The 18692-nt window shown below is 62.3% G+C and carries 9 protein-coding genes and 1 pseudogene; 6 read left to right on the top strand and 4 right to left on the bottom strand.

What is annotated here, in order from left to right:
- Positions 1–218: 218 nt before the first annotated feature.
- Genes C7C56_RS18035 through C7C56_RS18020 form a run of 4 tightly spaced genes read right to left on the bottom strand, consistent with a single transcriptional unit; the run spans position 219 to position 6296 of the window.
- Positions 219–1412, bottom strand: a complete 1194-nt coding sequence (locus tag C7C56_RS18035) for a hybrid sensor histidine kinase/response regulator (protein ID WP_106758754.1) — start codon at positions 1410–1412, stop codon at positions 219–221.
- Positions 1412–2011, bottom strand: a complete 600-nt coding sequence (locus tag C7C56_RS18030; protein ID WP_219933185.1) for a chemotaxis protein CheB — start codon at positions 2009–2011, stop codon at positions 1412–1414. The genes C7C56_RS18035 and C7C56_RS18030 overlap by 1 nt, the downstream gene beginning before the upstream one ends.
- Positions 2008–2835 (bottom strand): CheR family methyltransferase, encoded by an 828-nt coding sequence (locus tag C7C56_RS18025; RefSeq protein WP_106758753.1) that lies wholly within the window; start codon positions 2833–2835, stop codon positions 2008–2010. Before C7C56_RS18025 ends, C7C56_RS18030 begins: the two co-directional genes overlap by 4 nt.
- Positions 2832–6296 (bottom strand): response regulator, encoded by a 3465-nt coding sequence (locus tag C7C56_RS18020; protein WP_106758752.1) that lies wholly within the window; start codon positions 6294–6296, stop codon positions 2832–2834. The genes C7C56_RS18025 and C7C56_RS18020 overlap by 4 nt, the downstream gene beginning before the upstream one ends.
- 160 nt (positions 6297–6456) lie before the next feature.
- On the opposite strand from C7C56_RS18020, the gene C7C56_RS28970 reads away from it, so the two are divergent.
- The 6 genes and pseudogenes from C7C56_RS28970 (at position 6457) to C7C56_RS17995 (ending at position 18122) form a co-directional block, all read left to right on the top strand.
- Positions 6457–6618, top strand: coding sequence for a hypothetical protein (locus C7C56_RS28970; protein ID WP_181373235.1), 162 nt, complete (start codon positions 6457–6459; stop codon positions 6616–6618).
- Positions 6619–6836: 218 nt separating this feature from the next.
- Entirely contained in the window at positions 6837–7430 is a 594-nt protein-coding gene (locus tag C7C56_RS18015; protein ID WP_106758751.1) for a recombinase family protein, read from the top strand.
- Positions 7427–10456, top strand: coding sequence for a Tn3 family transposase (locus tag C7C56_RS18010; protein WP_106758750.1), 3030 nt, complete (start codon positions 7427–7429; stop codon positions 10454–10456). Before C7C56_RS18015 ends, C7C56_RS18010 begins: the two co-directional genes overlap by 4 nt.
- 74 nt (positions 10457–10530) lie before the next feature.
- Positions 10531–11175 carry a hypothetical protein gene (locus C7C56_RS18005; protein ID WP_229458848.1) on the top strand — a complete coding sequence of 215 codons (645 nt, stop codon included), beginning with the start codon at positions 10531–10533 and terminating at the stop codon, positions 11173–11175.
- Positions 11172–16657: pseudogene (locus C7C56_RS30745) on the top strand (AAA domain-containing protein). Before C7C56_RS18005 ends, C7C56_RS30745 begins: the two are co-directional and overlap by 4 nt.
- A 292-nt stretch (positions 16658–16949) precedes the next feature.
- A complete protein-coding gene (locus tag C7C56_RS17995; RefSeq protein WP_106758749.1) occupies positions 16950–18122 on the top strand; it encodes a PQQ-dependent sugar dehydrogenase in 1173 nt (390 codons plus the stop codon).
- The last annotated feature ends 570 nt before the right edge of the window (positions 18123–18692 follow it).

Raw genomic sequence — 18692 nt, 5'->3', positions numbered from 1 at the left:
GTGGTCACGTTCGTCCGAAATACGCACCTGAGAGAATTCAGACGCGTACGAAACTTTTACTTTTTCGAGGGGATGGGTAGAAATAGCCACAGACTAGCGGATACTGGCGACGGCTCCGCTAATGCGACAGAACCCGGAAATCATACAGGTCGCCCAGCGCGTTGCCGGCAATGCATTTTGGATTGAAAGTGCCGCGTCCTTTTATGTTCTTGAAAAAACTACGTGTCCATGTCCCCCGCTTCGTATTGATTACAGGGAAGTACAAGGTGGAAGGCCGCGCCGTTGCCAGGGTCACTGTCAACATTAAGGCTACCTCCGTGCGACTTTGCAAGTTGGCGAGCAATATATAATCCCAACCCCAACCCATCGCGCACATCGTACGTTTCGGCCTGCTCGAAGGGTTCGAAGATGCGCTGTTGGTCCGCCAGTGCAATACCCATTCCCTGATCCTGGACGACGATGTGTGCGTGCTCGCCGACTATGGCAAGCGTCACTCGAATCGGCTTGCCCCCCCCGTAGCGCAATGCATTGGTCAACAGGTTGATGATGATCTGCTCGAGTCTAAATTCATCCCACACACCATGTATGGCGTCGGGTGCGTGGACCTCAATCGTACCGCCCGCAGCTGCAGCGTGATGCGCAAGGTCGCCAACAATGCGCACCAGCAACGAGGAAAGTTCGCTTTGCACGCGGCGCAAGCTGAGTTTCCCGCTGCGAATGCGCGATACATCAACCATATCGTTAATGAGCCGTATCATGCTCTGGATCTGTCGCCTGTCGCGGGCCACCATCTTGCGCATAGTTTCTTCGTTGAAGACATCCATATTGCCGTGGTCGAGTTGGACACCGCGTATCTGGACTTCGAGAAATAAAGTGTTGAGCGGTGTGCGCAGTTCATGGGCGATCATAGACATGAATTCGTCGCGCATCTTGAGCGAGCGCTCCAATTCGGCTTGTGTAGCGCGCAATTCGCGCCGGCTCGCCTCAAGGGCTGCCACCTGCCGCTTTACTTCGTTGCGTTCCCGATGCAATGCAACGAAGACGTTGACCTTGCTTTGCACCGCTCCCACGTCCAGCGGCTTATGCAGAAAATCGACCGCACCGGTTTCGTACCCCTTGAATGCCAGATTCAGTTCCCGCCCTCCGGCACTGACAAATACGATAGGTACATTGCGAGTCTTTTCCGTGCCGCGCATTAGCTCGGCTAGTTCAAAACCATCCATGTCGGGCATCATTACATCGAGAATGGCAAGCGCGAAATCGTGTTCCAGCAACAGCGACAGCGCCTCTTCGCCGGAATTGGCCTGGAAGATCGTCCTGTCGCTTTGTTCGAGCACCTTGCGCAGGGCAAGCAGGTTTTCCGGCAGGTCGTCGACGATCAGCACTTTCGTCTGGTTTTTTTCAAGGTGCATTAATGGATCTCCAGCATCGACAATAATTCGTGAATTTGTGACAACGTGAGTATCAGGGTAGGGGCGCGTGCGGCAATGGCCCTGAGCGGCATTGTTGCGACTTCAGCCTCATCAGGGTGCTGCACAATGGTCAGGCCGCCAGCTGCGCTGATCCTTTCCATTCCAACGGCGCCGTCGGCACTGGCGCCTGTCAAAAGTATGCCAGCCATGCTCGAACGGTAAACATCTGCCGCCGATGTCATCAGGATGTCAATCGCCGGCCGGGAGAAGTGCACTGGTTCCTCGCGGCTCAGCGAAAAATGACGGTCGGGCTCGATTGACAAGTGGTAGCCGCACGGCGCGACGTAAATGACTCCACCCAGCGCTGGGTGCTTGTCTTTCGCCTCTTCAACAAGCATGCCGAGGCGTTGTGCCAAGACCTCAGGCAGGCGGCTGTCGCCGTCGTCGGGTAGGTGCAGTACTACAATGACAGGAAAGGTGTACCGGAACGCTAAAGCCGGCAAAATCGCGAGCAATGCAGCAATGCCGCCAGCAGAGGCGCCGATGACTAGCGCGTCGATGCGGCGAGCGGCGAGCGCGTGCATGAAGAGAGGATTCATTTTGCCGCCTTGCGAAACAGACGTTCGGCTTTGGCAATGTGTTCAAAACGGGTCGAATAGCTTGAGAAATCAATACTTTCTTTGCTGCCCAACCCCAGAAATCCACGGTGGCAGAGCGATTCATGAAACAGACCCAACGCGCGCTCCTGCAAGGTGCGATTAAAATAAATCAAGACATTGCGGCAGCACACCAGGTGCATCTCAGAAAACACGCTATCAGTGGCCAGGCTATGGTCGGCAAAACTAACGTTATCGGTCAAGCTCCGGTCGAACAATACCCCACCGTATGCAGCTGTAAAGTAGTCCGAAAATGCCGCCCTTCCACCTGCCATCTGATAGCTGGCTGTATAGGCGCGCATGCGATCGAGAGGGTACACGCCTTTTTTCGCTTTTTCGAGAGATTGCGGGTTGATGTCAGTCGCGTATATGATTGCGCGGTCCAGCAAGCCTTCCTCCTTGAGCAGGATCGCCATCGAATACACTTCTTCTCCCGTGCTGCAACCGGCAATCCAAATTTTGATTGATGGATAGGTTTGAAGGTGTGGTACGACCAGCTCGCGCAAGGCTGAAAAATATGCAGGATCGCGAAACATTTCACTGGTCGGTATCGTTAAATATTGCAGCAACCGTGCGAAGATGTCCGGCTCATGCAGGACCCGCGCCTGCAGCTCGGAGATGGACGCGCAATCTAACTGGTGCATGGCATGCAATACCCTGCGCTTTTGCGACGCGACAGAATAGTCCCTGAAATCATAGCTGTACTTGAGGTAAATAGCCTCCATGAGAAGGAGCAGCTCGATGTTGATGCTGTCGGCGACGCTCATCCGAGGCGTTCCAGGTCGGGCAACCAAACGCGCATTAGCGAATACAGGCGATCAAGATCAATCGGTTTGGCAAGGTAGTCCGATGCTCCGGCCTTGATGCATTGCTCCTGATCGTCCTTCATGGCCTTGGCGGTAATGGCGATAATCGGCAACTTGGCAAAACGAGGATCGGCGCGCAGGCGCCGCGTCGCCTCAAGTCCATCCATTCCCGGCATCATCACGTCCATCAGCACCAGGTCAATGTCGGGCACCTCGTCGAGTTTCGCCAGCGCCTCGAAACCATTGCGTCCCACTTCGACGGCAAGACCTTTCTGCTCGAGCGCGCTGGTCAGCGAAAAGACATTGCGTACATCGTCGTCGACCAGAAGAACGCGTCGACCTTCGAACAAACGTTCCCTATTGCGCACTGACTTGAGCATGCGCTGTCGTTCGGCCGACATCTGCGATTCGACTTTGTGCAAGAACAGCGTGACTTCATCGAGTAGCCGTTCTGGCGAGCGCGCGCCTTTGATAATGATCGAACGCGAATACTTCAGCAGGTCCGCTTCCTCGGCGCGCGTTAGGTTGCGACCGGTATAGACAATCACTGGAGGGAACGAACAGACCTCCTCCGCTGCCATTTTTTGCAGTAATTCGTGACCTTGCATGTCCGGCAATTTCAGGTCAATGATCATGCAGTCGAAGACTTGGATTCGCAACAGCGCCAATCCTTCTTCGCCGCTTGCTACCGCAGTTATGTCGACATCGCCGTCTCCGATGAGATGAATAACGCTCTCGCGCTGGCGAACGTCGTCTTCTACCAGAAGGACGCGCTTTACCTTCTGTGTAAATTTTCTTTCCAGCGTGTTGAATACCTCCTTTAGTCGTTTGCGGGTTGCTGGTTTGATCGCATAACCAACCGCACCCAGTTGCATCGCCGCCTCGGCGCGGTCCGCTGCCGAGACAATATGGACCGGAATATGGCGAACATATGGGTTCGACTTGAGTTTATGCAGGACATCCATGCCGGAGCCGTCCGGCAGGCCAAGATCGAGCAGAATCGCGTCGGGGAGGAAGTCGGTTGCCGTTTGCAATCCGTCGGCACCGGTGTGGGCCACCAGACAACGGTAATGCATCTCGTGGGCTAGGTCGTACAGGATTCGCGCAAACATCGCGTCGTCCTCGATCACAAGTACGGTGCGGCTTTTCTTGCTGTCATGCTGGCGATCGTCCGAGAATGCTGCGGGCGTGAGCGGCATTGGTTTCGGCGAAGGTGAACTTGGCGTTGCTAATGGGATCACCACTGGCGTTGGGGCCGAACCTGTTACAGGCATGGCGCTGTCCGGCACCGAGGGCGGCAGAAACAAGGTGAATGTGCTGCCTTTGCCTTCCTCGCTGCTTACCGTGATTGAGCCGCCAAGCAGTGCCGCAAGATCACGTGAAATTGACAGGCCCAAACCCGTTCCGCCATAACGGCGACTGGTGGTGCCGTCTGCTTGGCGGAATGCCTCAAAAATGATTGCCTGCTGGTCCTTCGCAATGCCGATGCCGGAATCGGTCACCGCAAAAGCGATCATGTCGGTATTGCCATCAATGGTCAGCGAAACGACGCCTGTCTCGGTGAACTTGATTGCATTGGACAGCAGATTCTTAATGATTTGTTCGAGCCGCTGTCGGTCAGTATAAATTGACGCAGGGGCGCCAGGAGAGAAGGCCACGTTCAGCTGCAACTGCTTCTGGGAAGCGAGCGGCTCGAACGTCATGCGAAGGGATTCTGACAAACCCGGGAGGGCGACCGCTTCGGGAGATAATTCCAGTTTTCCGGCTTCCACCTTCGAAATGTCGAGGATATCGTTAATTAAATTGAGCAGGTCGTTGCCCGCCGCGTAAATAGTGTTGGCGAACTGGACCTGCTCGACATCGAGATTGCCTTTGGGATTCCCTGCGAGAAGTTTCGACAGGATCAAAGCGCTATTTAAAGGCGTCCGCAGCTCATGCGACATATTGGCGAGGAACTCGGACTTGTACCTGCTGGCCCGCTGCAAGTCGAGTGCCCGTTCTTTCAAGGAACTCTGCACTGAATTTAATGCGCTATTTTTTTGGTCTAGCGTCGCCGCTTGGTCGACAAGCAAGTCGTTGGTCTGTTCCAGTTCTGCCTTCTGATTTTCAAGCAGGGCCTGCGACTCTTCCAGTATTCGAGACTGCTCTTCCAGCTCTTCATTTGCGGTACGCAGCTCCTCCTGCTGTACCTGTAATTCCTCGTTCAGTTGCTGTGTCGCCGCGAATGCGTGCTGTAAGCGCAGACTCGCCTTTGCTGCCTCGACGGCGCTCCCGATGTTGGATGCGACCAAATCGAGAAACTCCAGATCACGGCCGCCAGGTACCGCAAGAAAACCAAGTTCAATAACCGCGTTCACGACACCGTTGTTCTCGACCGGCAGCAGTACAAGGCTGCGCGCATTGCCAATGCCCAAAGCAGAGTTAACCTTCAAATAGTGATCCGGCAAATTTGCAATGTGCATTAGCCGCTTCGAAGTCACTGCCTGCCCGAGCAAGGACCGACCAGTGTCCACGTGATCGTCAACGTCATCGAACTCTTTGCCGGCGCCATACCCGGCGGTGCGTTTAAGACTGCCGTCGTCTTCACGCACGTACATGGCTGCCACCGCCGCACCAGTATACTCGGCCAGGAAAGTGAGCACTGCGTTGGAAAGCTGAGTCAGCACCAGTTGGCCGACGCTTCGATCGGCCAGTTTCGTCTGACCTTCGCGCACCCAAGCTTGGCGTTTTTGTATGTCTTCATGCGCCTGATGCTGGCGCAACGTATCGCCGAAAACCTCGGAAAGACGCGTCAAATCGCGCCGCCCCCAGTAGACGAGCAATCCGCTTAATACAATAATGACTGCCAAATACAGTGCCACCCCGCCGCCAGTGACGTTTCTGGCGGTTTGTTTGCGTTGCCGCAGCAAATTTTCTTCGTCCTCGAAAAAATCTTTAAATTCGGCACGAATTGCATCGAACAGCATTCTCCCCCGCCCACTTTTCACTATTGATAGAAAGTCTTTGTCTGTACGCCGCAATGCAATGACATCGGCAGCGTAGCCTTCCCATTGTTGTTGTAATGCCTCAATTCTTCCAAGTCGTTGAACTTGTGTCGGATTATCCTCCACCGACGTCAGCAGCGCAGGCATTGCTGCTCTTATCTTGCCTTTTGAAATGCTATAGGGGGTGAGAAAACTTTCCTCATTTGTCAAAAGGAACCCTCGCACGCCAGATTCCTGATCCACGGTCAACTTACTTAATTCGGTGACATTGCCGATGACCCGCTCCGTATGCTCGACCCAGTTCAGCACGGAAAGCAAATAGACAATGATTGCGACAAAAAGACCAGCACTGGTCACTCCGACCGCAAGTGGCAAGAAGACATTGCGCGCAAGAATTCGACGAAATTCGGTTTGATCTATGGTTGCATCACTTGGCATGGGATTTTCTCTAATTTGAATTTTGGATGCCCAACCCATCCGCGATGGGTGGCGTTTTTATTGTGTTTTGGCGGGCAGCCACGTTCCGCCTTAACCCGGTCTTTCAATTGTTGTCGAAGTACGCTACAAGCCTCCCCGGGGTGAACGTATCGTGCAGCCAATGGATGAGGTGATCGATTTGGGCATGATCACAATTTCGGTCAGCGCCACCTTGCAGCATAACGAATGGGGCAGTTTAAGCGAAGAAAGAACGTTTCGGTTCGTCATCGCAAGGCGCACCATTTTTGTGAAGGGCGAAGCATCGCGCAAGCCACCGCCCTAACCGATTCCCTTACAGGTTTCGTCAGCCGCCCAGGTGGTCCGTCAATTGCGCGCCTGAGAATTGCCCCACACACTTCGGCGATATGTCGCAAAACACTTGTTTCCCGACATATCGGCGGCGACTAGCGTAACCGTCCATGCGAAGCCTCAAAAAATGTGCGGAAAACCTTGTCGCTATGCACTATCATACGGAAACTCTATTTTACTGGTTATCCGCTTATGTTAGTTGGCTACATGCGCGTTTCGTCGGACTCAGACCGGCAGAGCACCGACTTGCAGCGTGACGCCCTGCTGGCGGCGGGCGTTGATGCCCGCCATCTATACGAGGATCGCGCTTCTGGCGCCAAAGATGATCGACCTGGCTTGGCCAAGGCGCTGGAATTCGTGTGTCCCGGCGACGTGCTCGTCGTCTGGAAGCTGGATCGACTTGGCCGTTCGCTGTCGCACCTGCTCTCCATCGTGACTACGCTGAAGGACAGGCAAGTGGCCTTTCGCTCACTGACCGAAGGCATGGACACCACCACGGCATCGGGCGAGTTGTTGTTCCATGTATTCGGCGCGCTCGCACAGTATGAGCGTGCCTTGATCCAGGAGCGCGTCATTGCCGGACTGGCCGCCGCCAAGCGGCGCGGTCGGATTGGTGGCCGACCGGCCGCCATCGTTGGCGAGAAACTGGACACCATCGTGGCCGCGTTGAATGGCGGCATGTCCAAAGCTGCCGTGTGCCGTAACTTCGGCGTCAAGCGCACCACGCTGATCGAAACACTCGCTCGGATCGGCTGGTCAGGCACACAGGAAACGACGCAACAATGACCACGAAAAATAAGTTGCTCAGTGTCCTGTCCGACGCCGAGCAGGAAGCTCTGTACGGCCTGCCGGACTTCGACGATGCACAGCGGCTGGAATATCTAGCATTGACGGAAACCGAACTAGCGCTCGCCAGCAGCCGTCCCGGCCTCCATGCCCAAGTCTACTGCCTCTTGCAGATCGGCTACTTCAAGGCTAAACATGCCTTTTTCCGCTTTGACTGGAACGAGGTCGAGGACGATTGCGCCTTCGTGCTGAGCCGCTATTTTCATGGCGAAGCGTTCGAGCGCAAGCCGATCACGAAGCATGAGCATTACACCCAGCGCGAGCGAGTTGCCAAACTGTTTGGCCACCAGCTGTGGGTGGCTGACTACTTGCCGCAGCTTGGGCAGCAGGCCACGCAGACCGTGCGACGCGACGTGACGCCGGGATTCGTGGCCACCGAGCTGATCGTCTGGCTCAACAAGCACAAGATCATCCGGCCCGGCTACACCACCCTGCAAGAGCTGATCAGCGAAACACTGTCCACCGAACGTCGGCGCTTGGGCGGCTTGCTGGCGGAAGTGTTGGACGACCCGGCCAAAGTCGCCTTGGCCAAACTCCTTGTGCGTTATGACACCCTGTCTCAACTGGCGGCGCTCAAGCAGGATGCCAAGCACTTCGGCTGGCGTCAGATGATCCGCGAACGAGAGAAGCGCACCTTGCTGGAGCCGCTGCACCGGATCGCCAAGGCGTTGCTGCCCAAGCTGGGCGTTTCGCAGCAAAACCTGCTGTACTACGCGAGTCTGGCGAACTTCTACACCGTCCACGACCTGCGCAATCTCAAGGTGGATCAGGCTCATCTTTATTTGCTGTGCTACGCCTGGCAACGCTACCGGCAGCTTTCCGATAACCTGGTCGATGCGATGGCCTATCACATGAAGCAGTTGGAGGAAGAGAGCAGCGCGGTCGCGCAGAAGTTTTTTTTAGCGGAACAGGTGCGTCGTCAGCAGGATACATCGCAGGTCGGTCGTCTGCTGTTGATCTATGTCGATGACACGGTGGCCGACGCCACGCCGTTCGGCACCGTGCGCCAGCGCGCGTACAAGATCATGCCGAAAGACAAGCTACAGATCACCGGTCAGCGCTTGAGCGTCAAGCCGGTGAGCAAACTGGCGCTGCACTGGCAGGCGGTGGACGGCCTGGCCGAACGCATCCGCCGACATCTGCGACCGCTGTATGTCGCGCTCGACTTTGCCAGCACCGTCCCCGACAGTCCGTGGCTCGCAGCGCTGGCCTGGGCCAAGAGCGTTTTCGTCAAGCAGCAGCGCTTGTCGCAACGGCCGCTGGCCGAATGTCCGGCGGCCACATTGCCGAAACGATTGCAGTCGTACCTGTTGACCTTCGATGCCGACGGCAAGCCGACCGGACTGCACGCCGACCGCTACGAGTTCTGGCTATATCGGCAGATCAGGAAACGATTCCAGTCGGGCGAAATCTATCTCGACGACAGCCTGCAACACCGCCACTTCTCCGACGAGCTGGTCTCGATGGACGAGAAAGCCGACGCGCTCGCGCAAATCGACATCCCCTTCCTGCGCAAGCCGATCAATGCCCAGCTCGATGCGCTGACGGTCGAGCTGCGCGCGCTATGGGTGGCATTCAACCGCGAGCTGAAAGAAGGCAAGCTGACGCACCTGGACTACGACAAGGACACGAAGAAGCTGATCTGGCGCAAGCCCAAGGGTGGGAACCAGAAAGTGCGCGAGCAGACGTTCTATGAACAACTGCCGTTCTGCGATGTTGCCGACGTGTTCCGTTTCGTCAACAGTCGGTGCCAGTTCTTATCGGCGTTGACGCCATTGCAGCCGCGCTATGCGAAGAAGGTGGCCGATGCCGACAGCTTGATGGCGGTTATCATCGCGCAAGCGATGAACCACGGCAATCAGGTCATGGCGCGCACCAGCGAATTCCCATACCATGTGCTGGAGACGACCTACCAGCAGTACCTGCGCCAGGCATCGCTCCAGGCCGCCAACGACCGCATCAGCAACGCCATCGCCGCGCTACCGATCTTCCCGCATTACTCGTTCGACCTCAATACGCTGTACGGCGCCGTCGATGGTCAGAAATTAGGCGTCGAGCGGCCAACCGTGAAGGCGCGCTCTTCGCGCAAATACTTTGGACGCGGTAAGGGCGTCGTCGCCTACACCCTGCTATGCAACCACGTGCCGCTCAACGGCTACCTGATCGGCGCGCACGAATATGAGGCGCACCATGTGTTCGACATCTGGTATCGCAACACGTCGGACATCGTGCCAATGGCGATCACCGGCGACATGCACAGCGTCAACAAGGCCAACTTCGCCATCTTGTACTGGTTCGGCCCGCGCTTTGAGCCGCGCTTCACCAACATGGAAGACCAACTGAAGGAACTGTATTGCGCCGACGACCCGGCGCTGTACGAGAACTTTCTGATCCGCCCGGTCGGCCAGGTTGACCTCCCGGCGATCGTCGACGAAAAACCGAACATGGATCAAATCGTCGCCACGCTCGGGCTAAAGGAGATGACCCAGGGCACGCTGATCCGAAAGCTGTGCAACTACACCACGACGAACCCGACGCGGCGCGCGATCTTCGAGTTCGACAAGCTCGTGCGCAGCATCTACACGTTGCGCTACCTGCGCGATCCGCAACTGGAACGTAACGTCCATCGCTCGCAGAACCGCATCGAGTCTTATCACCAGCTAAGCTCGACTATCGCCCAGGTCGGCGGAAAGAAGGAGTTGACTGGGCGGACTGACATCGAAATTGAGATCAGCAACCAGTGCGCCAGGCTGATCGCGAACGCGATCATCTACTACAACTCGGCCATCCTGTCGCACCTGCTGACGAAGTGCGAGGCCAGCGGCAACGCCAAGACCGTTGCGTTGCTCACCCGGATATCGCCAGCGGCCTGGCGGCACATCCTGCTGAACGGGCACTACACATTCAACAGCGGCGGCAAAATGATCGACCTGGACACGCTTCTGGCCGGACTGGATTTGGGGTGACGGAATTTTCTAGGGTTCCGGCTTAGAACCCCTACGCGCTCCACACCGAACTTTTCGCCGACCGCGGCGCCGCCGTGGCGGTCGGCGCGCTCGCGCCCGCCGTGGCGACGCTGGTCAAGATCGAGACCGGCATCGGCACGGTCGACGCCCAGGCCTATCTGCGCCAGGCCGCGGAGATCGAATCGCAGGAGGCCGCTGCCAGCGCCGCCAGCGGCCACCCCGAAACCTTCATCCGGGTTCGGGCGCTGTCGCTGTGGTGGGAGGGCGCGGCCGGGCTCGACGCATGGATCGACAACCGCCTGCAAGGTCCGCTGGCGCTCGAGCGGCTCGACCTGTGCGGTCAACTGCGGCTGCAAACGATGACGCGCGGCTTCCTGGCCCACTTCCTGGCCGGCGCCGCGCTGGCCAGCGACGCCGTGCTCAACCAGGTGCGCCTGCTGTTCCCGGACTGGCGCGCGGACGAGGCGGCCATCGGGCCGGAGGCGTTCGGCGCCGACGCGGTCGACCACGGCGTGCGCAACTACCTCAACGCGCTGATGATGGACCTGGCGCTGGCCGACCCGGACCAGCGCGACGCCGACCTGCTGCGCGCCGGACAGCTCGCGCAGGCGCTCGCCAGCTTCGAAGCATTCGAGCTCAACCTGCGCCGCGACGCCGGTTTCGGCAAGCGCGAACTGGACCGTTATAAACGCCAACTGGCCAAGGAGCCGCGCCCATGATTGAACCAGGAAACGCCGGCGGGCAGGCGCCCGCCCCGCGCACCCTGCGCAGCCTGCTCGCTGCGCAGGCGGGCATGCCGCTCTCGACCGACGACGTGCTGGTGCTGGTGCTGCCGCTGCTGCGGCAGGTGGCGGCGCTGCACGGCGCCGGGCTGGTCGCCACGCTAGACGCCGACAACGTGCTGTTGGACGACAACGGCGCGCTCGGCCTGCGCCGCCCCGAAGGCGCGCCCCCGCTGCTCGACACCGGCGCCGTCAACCGGGTCCAGCCGCAGCCCTTGTCGGGCCTGAACATCGTCGGCACCTTGCAGCGCGGCCGCGACGAGCACGGCGCCGAACTGGTGACCGACCTCGCGCTCGCGCAAGATGCCGACGCGGCCATCGAACGGCCGGTCTACCTGCCCGGCCCCGACAGCTGGGAGCTGCGGCTCGGCCACCACGACGAGCTCACCGACGTTTTCTCGCTCGGCATGATCGTCGCCGCCCTCGCCTGCGGGCTCGACTTCACCGACGACGACGACCTGCGCCAATTCGCCGGGCAGCGCGGCAACCTGTTCGCGCTGCATCCGGAGCTGCACCCGATCGTCGCCGCCGTGCTCGTCGAGATGACCGAACTCAACCGCCACGCGCGCGCCACCGATGCCGCCGCCGCCGCCACCCGCCTGCGCACCTGGCGCGAGCAGCCGGCCGGCCTCGACGTCGCGCGCGCGCTGGCCGGCGCCAGCGGCGCCGCGCCGCGCCGCGCCGCCGTGCTCACGCACCTGCGCGACCGCCTGTTCGACCTGTCGCGCCGCAACCGGCTGCTGTACTTCCGCCCGAGCGCGGCGAGCGTCAACCTGACCGTCGCCAGCGTGCCCCTGATGCTGCAGGTCGAGAGCGTGCGCGCCGAACACATCTGCACCTGGGGCGGGCCGTTCGCGGCCGAGCTGGTCGCGGGCAAGCCGGTCTCGCTGCAGCACTGGCTGCGCTTCGAGGACCAGCCCTACCTGCCCGGCGCGCTCGACCACCTGATCACCGAGACCCGGCGCGACCGCGCCGAATTCGGTTTCAGCAACCTGCGCATCGTGGTCGCCTTTTTACGCTGGCACAACCTCAAGGAGGCGCCGGACGAGCGCATCGTGCCCCCCTTGCTGTGGCTGGGCGTCGAGCTGGTCAAGCGCAAGGGCGTGCGCGACCAATACGTGCTGCAATGCACCGACGACGAGGCCGAGTTCAACCCGGTGCTGCGCCACCAGTTGAGCGAGCTCTACGACATCGGCCTGCCCGAAAAAATCGACCTCGAAAAAACCACGCTGGCCGAGATCCACGCCGACATCCTGGCGCAGATACGGCGCTCCGAACCGTCGGTCGCGCTGCGCCTGGTCGACAAGGCCGCGATCGGCCTGGTGCGCCAGAAGGCGCTGCAGCGCATGCAGCAGTACCAGCGCCGCAAGGCGCCGCCGGGTCCGCGCGCGGCGGCCGGCGCCCGCCTGCCGCCGTTCAGCTACGACCGGCTCGACTACCGCCCGCTGGGGCGCGCGCTGTTTGAGCGCTGGGTGCGCCCGAGCGAACTGCCGCAGCGCACAGAGGCCGGGGCCCCGTCCGGCGCCGGGCTGCGGCGCCCGCAGATGGCCGCGCCGGGCGCCGCCGGTGCCGAATCGGAGAGCTACTTCCTGCAGGAATCCGAAGGCCACCGCTACGCCTGGGATCTCGACCTGACCCAGGTGACGCTGGCCAACTTCAACTACAAGAAGATGTCGCTGGTGCGCGACTACGCCCAGCTGCTCGGCGACGCGGGCGCCAATCCGGCGTTCGACCGCGTGTTCTCGATCGAGCCGCGCGAGGTCGAGACCGCGCCGGCGGCGCCGCTCAAGGCCGGCGAGCAGTGGAGCGTGGTGGCGGCCGACGCCACCCATAACGCGGCCGTGGGCCTGGCGCGCAGCGGGCGCAGCTTCATCATCCATGGCCCGCCGGGCACAGGCAAGTCGCAGACCATCACCAACCTGATCGCCGACTACGCCGGGCGCGGCAAGCGGGTGCTGTTCGTGTGCGAAAAGCGGGCCGCGCTCGACGTCGTGTTCAGCCGCCTCAAGCAGGCCGGACTGGCCGAGCTGTGCTGCCTGATCCACGATTCGCAAACCGACAAAAAGGCGTTCATCGGCGACCTCAAGGCCAGCTACGAGCAATGGATAGGCCAGCCGCGCGACAGCAACGCGCTCAAGCTGAGGCGCCAACAGCTGGTCCATGGGCTGACCGGGCACCAGCTCTGGATCGACGACTTCGAGGCGGCGATGGCGGCCGCGCCGCGGGCGCTCGGCACCAGCCTGCGCGCGCTGCTGCGCCGCGTCGCCGCCCTGCCCGCCGCGCCCGAGCTCGGGCCGGCCCGGCGCGAGCGGTTGCCGGCGCTGGCCAAATGGGACGCCCAGCGCGAACTGGCCGAACGCATAAACCGCCAGATGCACGAGCGGTTTGGCTTGAACAGCCTCGCGGCGCACCCGTTCGCGCGCCTTTCGGCGTCCCTGATGGCCGACGAGCACGCCTACAGCCGCGTCGCCAAAATCTGCGACGAGGCCGAGGCGCTGCTCGGGACGCTCGACCCGCTGCTCGACGACGCCGACCAGTTGATCGGCCACCAGACGCCGCTCGCGCGCGCCTGCGGCGTCGCCGCCGAAAGCGGCCGGCTGCTCGCCACCGGGCTGGCCGCCCACCTCGAACTGCTCGACCCGGGCTCGCCCGCGCAAGAGGCGCTCGGCCAGGCGCGCGCAGCGCTCGACGCCCACGCGCAATCGCTCGCCGCCGCGCAGGCCGGAAACGCCAGTTGGCGCGACAAGCTGGCCGCGGCCGACACCGACGCCGCGCTGGCGCTGGCGCGGCGCCTCGAGCCGTCCGTCATGCGCTGGCTGCAGCCGCGATGGTGGCGCCTGCGCGGCGAGCTGGCGCGCCGCTACGACTTTGGCAAGCACGTGGTCCATACAGGCTACGCCAAGGTGCTCGAATTGCTGGCGGCCGAGCATGGCGCGGCGGCGCGCTGGCCGCGCTCGACGCGCAGGGCCGCCAACACTATGGCGTGGGCGACATGCAAGCGTTCTTGCGGGCGCTGGCCGGGCTGGCGCAGCAGCTCCAATCCGACCCCGCCCAGCGCGCCCTGGTCGCGCACCTGCGCCGCGCGCCCGACCCGGTGGCCGCCGCGCGCGCGATGGCCGGCGCCGCCGACGCGCTGGCGCAGCTGGCCACGCTGCCGGGCAAGGGGCTGGCGGTCGACGCCGACGCGCGCCTCGACGACATCGCCGAACTGCTGCGCGACCTGCGCGAGGCGCTCGACGACCTGCCCGACCTGCTGCCGCTGCTGCGCGCCATGCACGCGGGCGATCCGGCCTGCGCGGCAGCGCTGCAAGCGCTGGACCACCGTCCGGCCGAACTCGACGCGCTGGTGGCCGACGAGGCGATGCGCCGCATGCTGCGCGAGAGCCCGGTGCTGGCGAGCTTCGGCGGCGCCGCGCTGGCCCAGTCCGCGCGCGCGGTGGCGCTGGGCCATGCCGAGTTGCTGACCCTCGACGCCCAGGTGATCCGGGCCACGATCCACCAGCGCTTCAGCGAGAACGTGCGTTTGTCGACGCTGTCGGCGGCGCAACTCGACGCCGACGGCAAGGTGTTCAAGAAGCGCTACGCCGGCGGGCGCCGCGAGCTCGAACACGAGTTCGGCAAGAGCATGCGCCACCGTTCGATCCGCGACCTGAGCGACAAGGACACGGGCCTGGTCGTCAACGACCTCAAACCGGTCTGGCTGATGAGCCCGCTCTCGGTGTCCGACACCCTGCCGCTGTCGGCCGACCTGTTCGACGTCGTCATCTTCGACGAGGCGAGCCAGATCCCGGTCGAAGAGGCGGTGCCGGCGCTGAGCCGGGCGCGCCAGATCGTGGTCGTCGGCGACTAGATGCAACTGCCGCCGACCAACTTCTTCAGCACCGCCGGCGGCGGCGACGACGAGGTCGTGGTCGAGGAGGACGGCGAGCGCATCACGATCAACCTCGATTCCGACAGCCTGCTCAGCCAGGCCGCGCGCAACCTGCCGGCCACGCTGCTCGCCTGGCACTACCGCAGCCGCCACGAGGCGCTGATCAGCTTTTCGAACGCGGCGTTCTACGACGGCCGTCTGGTCACCATCCCGGACAAACAGCTCGACCACCCGGGCGGGGAGGCGCCGCCGGCGCGCGCCGACGACGCGCACGCGGGCTTCACGGCGGCCGACGCCCTGCTGGCGCGGCCGATCAGCTTGCACCGGATCGGCGACGGCTTCTACAGCGAGCGCGCCAATGCGCCCGAGGCGCGCTACATCGCGCAGGCGGTGCGCGAGATGCTGCTGCGCGGGACCGGCCTGAGCCTTGGCATCGTCGCGTTTTCGGAGGCGCAGCAAAGCGCGATCGAGTCCGCGCTCGAGGCGCTGGCAGCCGAGGACGCCGACTTCGCGACCCGCCTGGAGCGCGAATACGTGCGCGGGGACGACGAGCAGTTCAACGGCCTGTTCGTCAAGAACCTCGAGAACGTGCAGGGCGACGAGCGCGACGTCATCATCTTGAGCATCTGCTACGCGTCCAATGCCGAAGGCAAGATGCTGATGAACTTCGGGCCGATCAACCAGCGCGGCGGCGAGAAGCGCCTGAACGTGATCTTCAGCCGCGCGCGCCACCACATGGCGGTGGTCTCGAGCATCGAGGCCGAGGCCATCACCAATGTGCACAACGACGGCGCGGCGGCGCGGCGCGCGTTCCTCCAGTTCGCCAAGGCCAGTGCGGTCGGGCAGTCGGAGCGGGCGCAGTAGGTGCTCGCCGCCCTCAAGCCCGGCCGCGGCGCCACCTTCACGCGGCAGCCGGCCGGCGACAGCATCCGCGACGCGCTGGCGGCGGCCTTGCGCGCGCGCGGGCACGAGGTGCACGTCAACGTCGGGCGGGCGCAGTTCCGCTGCGACCTCGGGATCGTCGACGATTCGAAGCAAGGCTACGCGCTGGCGGTCCTGCTCGACAATCCGGCCGACGCCGTGCCCGACACCGCCGAGCGTTACGTGTTCCGCCCCGGCATCCTGCGCGCCTTCGGCTGGCGCGTGATCGACCTGCCCGGCAAGGATTGGCTTGACGGCGCGCCGGGCGTGCTGAGCCGCATCGAGGCGATGCTCGCGCACGGCGAGGACCGCGCCCTCGACGTCGAGATCGCGCCGCCGGCGGCGGCGGCCGAACCGGCGCCGCCGCCGGTGGATGTGCCCGCGCCGCGGACCGCTCCCGATGGCGACACGACGGCCGAGGTGGCGCGCTCGCTGCGCTTCGAACAGGGTTGCTCGCGCAAATTCTGGCGCGCCGGCGTGCGTGGCGACGAGCTGAGCGTCACATACGGGCGCATCGGCAGCACCGGTCAGGTGAACCTGAAACAGTTCGACAGCAAAGAGCGCGCCCTTCGCGAGATGGAGAAGCTGGTGGGCGAGAAATTGCGCAAAGGTTATGTGGAGGACTAGTCTAGGAGCCTGTCGGACTTAGGGAGTCGAAGCGAAAAAAGTGCTGGACGAGAACAGATTTTGACGATTTCGCAGTGCCAATAGCTAGCTATTGGCCGAGAAAGCGGCGAAATATGGACCGTCCAGCACTTTTTGCAGCCGACGATCCTAAGTCCGACAGGCTCCTAGGAGCCTGTCGGAATTAGAAATCCGAACCGGATTGCTCCGAACTCTGTTCGCACGGTATCCTAGCCGTGCTCAACGTTTTTCAACCATCATGTACGATTTACATTTGCCCCATGCGGGCGCGGGGATGCTCACGATGAACTCGAAAAAGAAAACACTGCTCACTATGGCCGTCGCGGCCCTGGTGGCGGCCATGCCACCAGCTTTCGGCCAACTCACGCCAAGCGGCGAACCGCCCGAAGCGAAGGGCTGGCGCCACGAGACGGTCGCCGAGGGCATCGCGCGCCCCTGGGGTTTCGACTGGCTGCCCGACGGCCGCGCGCTCGTCACCAGCAAAGAGGGCAAACTGTATGTTCTCAACGGCAAAAGCTTCGAGGAGGTCGCGCTCGAAGCCCTGCCGCCGGTATTCACCGGCGGCCAGGGCGGCTTGCTCGACATCGCGCTGCATCCGGCCGACAAGGCCAATCCGCGCGTCTACATGACCATGTCGACCGGCAGCAAGAGCGACAACCGCGCGATCCTGGTGCAGGGTGTCTTCGACGGCAAACGGGTGCACGGCATCAAGACCCTGTTCAGCGTCGAGCCCGGCAAGAGCGGCGGCCAGCACTTCGGTTCGCGCCTGTTGTGGCTGCCGGACGGCACGTTATTGATGAGTGTCGGCGACGGCGGCAACCCGCCCCAGCGCGTCGGCGACAGGCTCGCGCGCGACCAGGCCCAGCACCTCGACACCGACCATGGCAAGATCCTGCGCCTGACGGCCGAGGGCAAACCGGCACCGGGCAACCCGCTCGCCGGACGCCCGGGCGCCCGGCCCGAGATCTGGAGCTACGGCCACCGCAACATCCAGGGCATGGCGCGCGATCCGGTCTCGGGCCGGGTGTGGGCCACCGAGCACGGCCCGCGCGGCGGCGACGAACTCAATTTGATCAAGGGCGGCCAGAATTACGGCTGGCCGCTGCAAAGTTATGGCGTCGATTACGCCACCCGCGAACCGGTCGGCCAGCCCGCGGTCGCAGGGTTGACGCCTCCCAAGGTCGCGTGGGTGCCCTCGCCGGCGCCGTCCGGTCTCGTGGTGTACACCGGCAGCCATTTCCCGCAATGGCGCGGCAGCGTTTTCAGCGGCGGCTTGGCAGGCAAGGACATACGCCGCGTCGCCGTCGACAAGGTCGGCAACGTGACCGGACAGGAACAGCTCGATATCGGCGCGCGCGTGCGCGACGTGAAACAGGGGCCGGATGGCCATTTGTATGCGATCACGGACGAGCAGAACGGACGCCTGCTGCGCATCGTTCCCCGCTAGTTTTTGAACGGGCCAGGCGCGCCGCGGCAACTCGAGGAGCCGCGCGCGGGCGCGTTCGGCGCGGGTTGCGGGCTAGCCGACGGTGTTTCCTGGAAAGTGACAGAATACTTGCAACTTCGATTAGACGGGCTATTGAACATGTAGACGCATTCCCCTGCAACCCTGCAACCCTGCATTTCGGCGACCATGAATTTCGGCAACCATAAATTTCGACAACTCTTCATCCCGGCAACCCGGCGCGTCCGGGCGTGTGCCCCCCGCGCGCCTCTCTGGCATTCGTGCTCGTTTGACGTCTCGTTCGTGCGCTTTTTGTCGCATTCCGCCTTACGCCTTTCCGATCCGCAACTCGCGAGGCCGGATACGACGAAACGAGACAAAATTCGACAGCAAACGAGCACGAATGCCAGAAGGTCTCGGGGATGCGCGCGCCCGGTCGGCGGCGCCAACCATTCGCCCGCGGCAAGCCCTGCCGCCTTTTTTCTGCCCTTTTTCCGGCCAAACGCCGCGCGCCGGGGCGCGGAACAGGCGCCAAGCGATCGCCCACGGCAAGCCCTGCTGCCAGATGCACGA

Origin of the sequence: Massilia glaciei (assembly GCF_003011895.2) — a bacterium.
GTDB lineage: Bacteria > Pseudomonadota > Gammaproteobacteria > Burkholderiales > Burkholderiaceae_D > Telluria_A > Telluria_A glaciei.
This window is presented reverse-complemented; position numbering and strand designations above follow the sequence as displayed.

Coding starts and splice junctions, on each gene's coding strand:
- C7C56_RS18035 (WP_106758754.1), bottom strand. CDS start 1,412: ATGCACCTTGAAAAAAACCAGACGAAAGTGCTGATCGTCGACGACCTG.
- C7C56_RS17995 (WP_106758749.1), top strand. CDS start 16,950: ATGCTCACGATGAACTCGAAAAAGAAAACACTGCTCACTATGGCCGTC.
- C7C56_RS28970 (WP_181373235.1), top strand. CDS start 6,457: ATGGATGAGGTGATCGATTTGGGCATGATCACAATTTCGGTCAGCGCC.
- C7C56_RS18020 (WP_106758752.1), bottom strand. CDS start 6,296: ATGCCAAGTGATGCAACCATAGATCAAACCGAATTTCGTCGAATTCTT.
- C7C56_RS18010 (WP_106758750.1), top strand. CDS start 7,427: ATGACCACGAAAAATAAGTTGCTCAGTGTCCTGTCCGACGCCGAGCAG.
- C7C56_RS18030 (WP_219933185.1), bottom strand. CDS start 2,011: ATGAATCCTCTCTTCATGCACGCGCTCGCCGCTCGCCGCATCGACGCG.
- C7C56_RS18025 (WP_106758753.1), bottom strand. CDS start 2,835: ATGAGCGTCGCCGACAGCATCAACATCGAGCTGCTCCTTCTCATGGAG.
- C7C56_RS18015 (WP_106758751.1), top strand. CDS start 6,837: ATGTTAGTTGGCTACATGCGCGTTTCGTCGGACTCAGACCGGCAGAGC.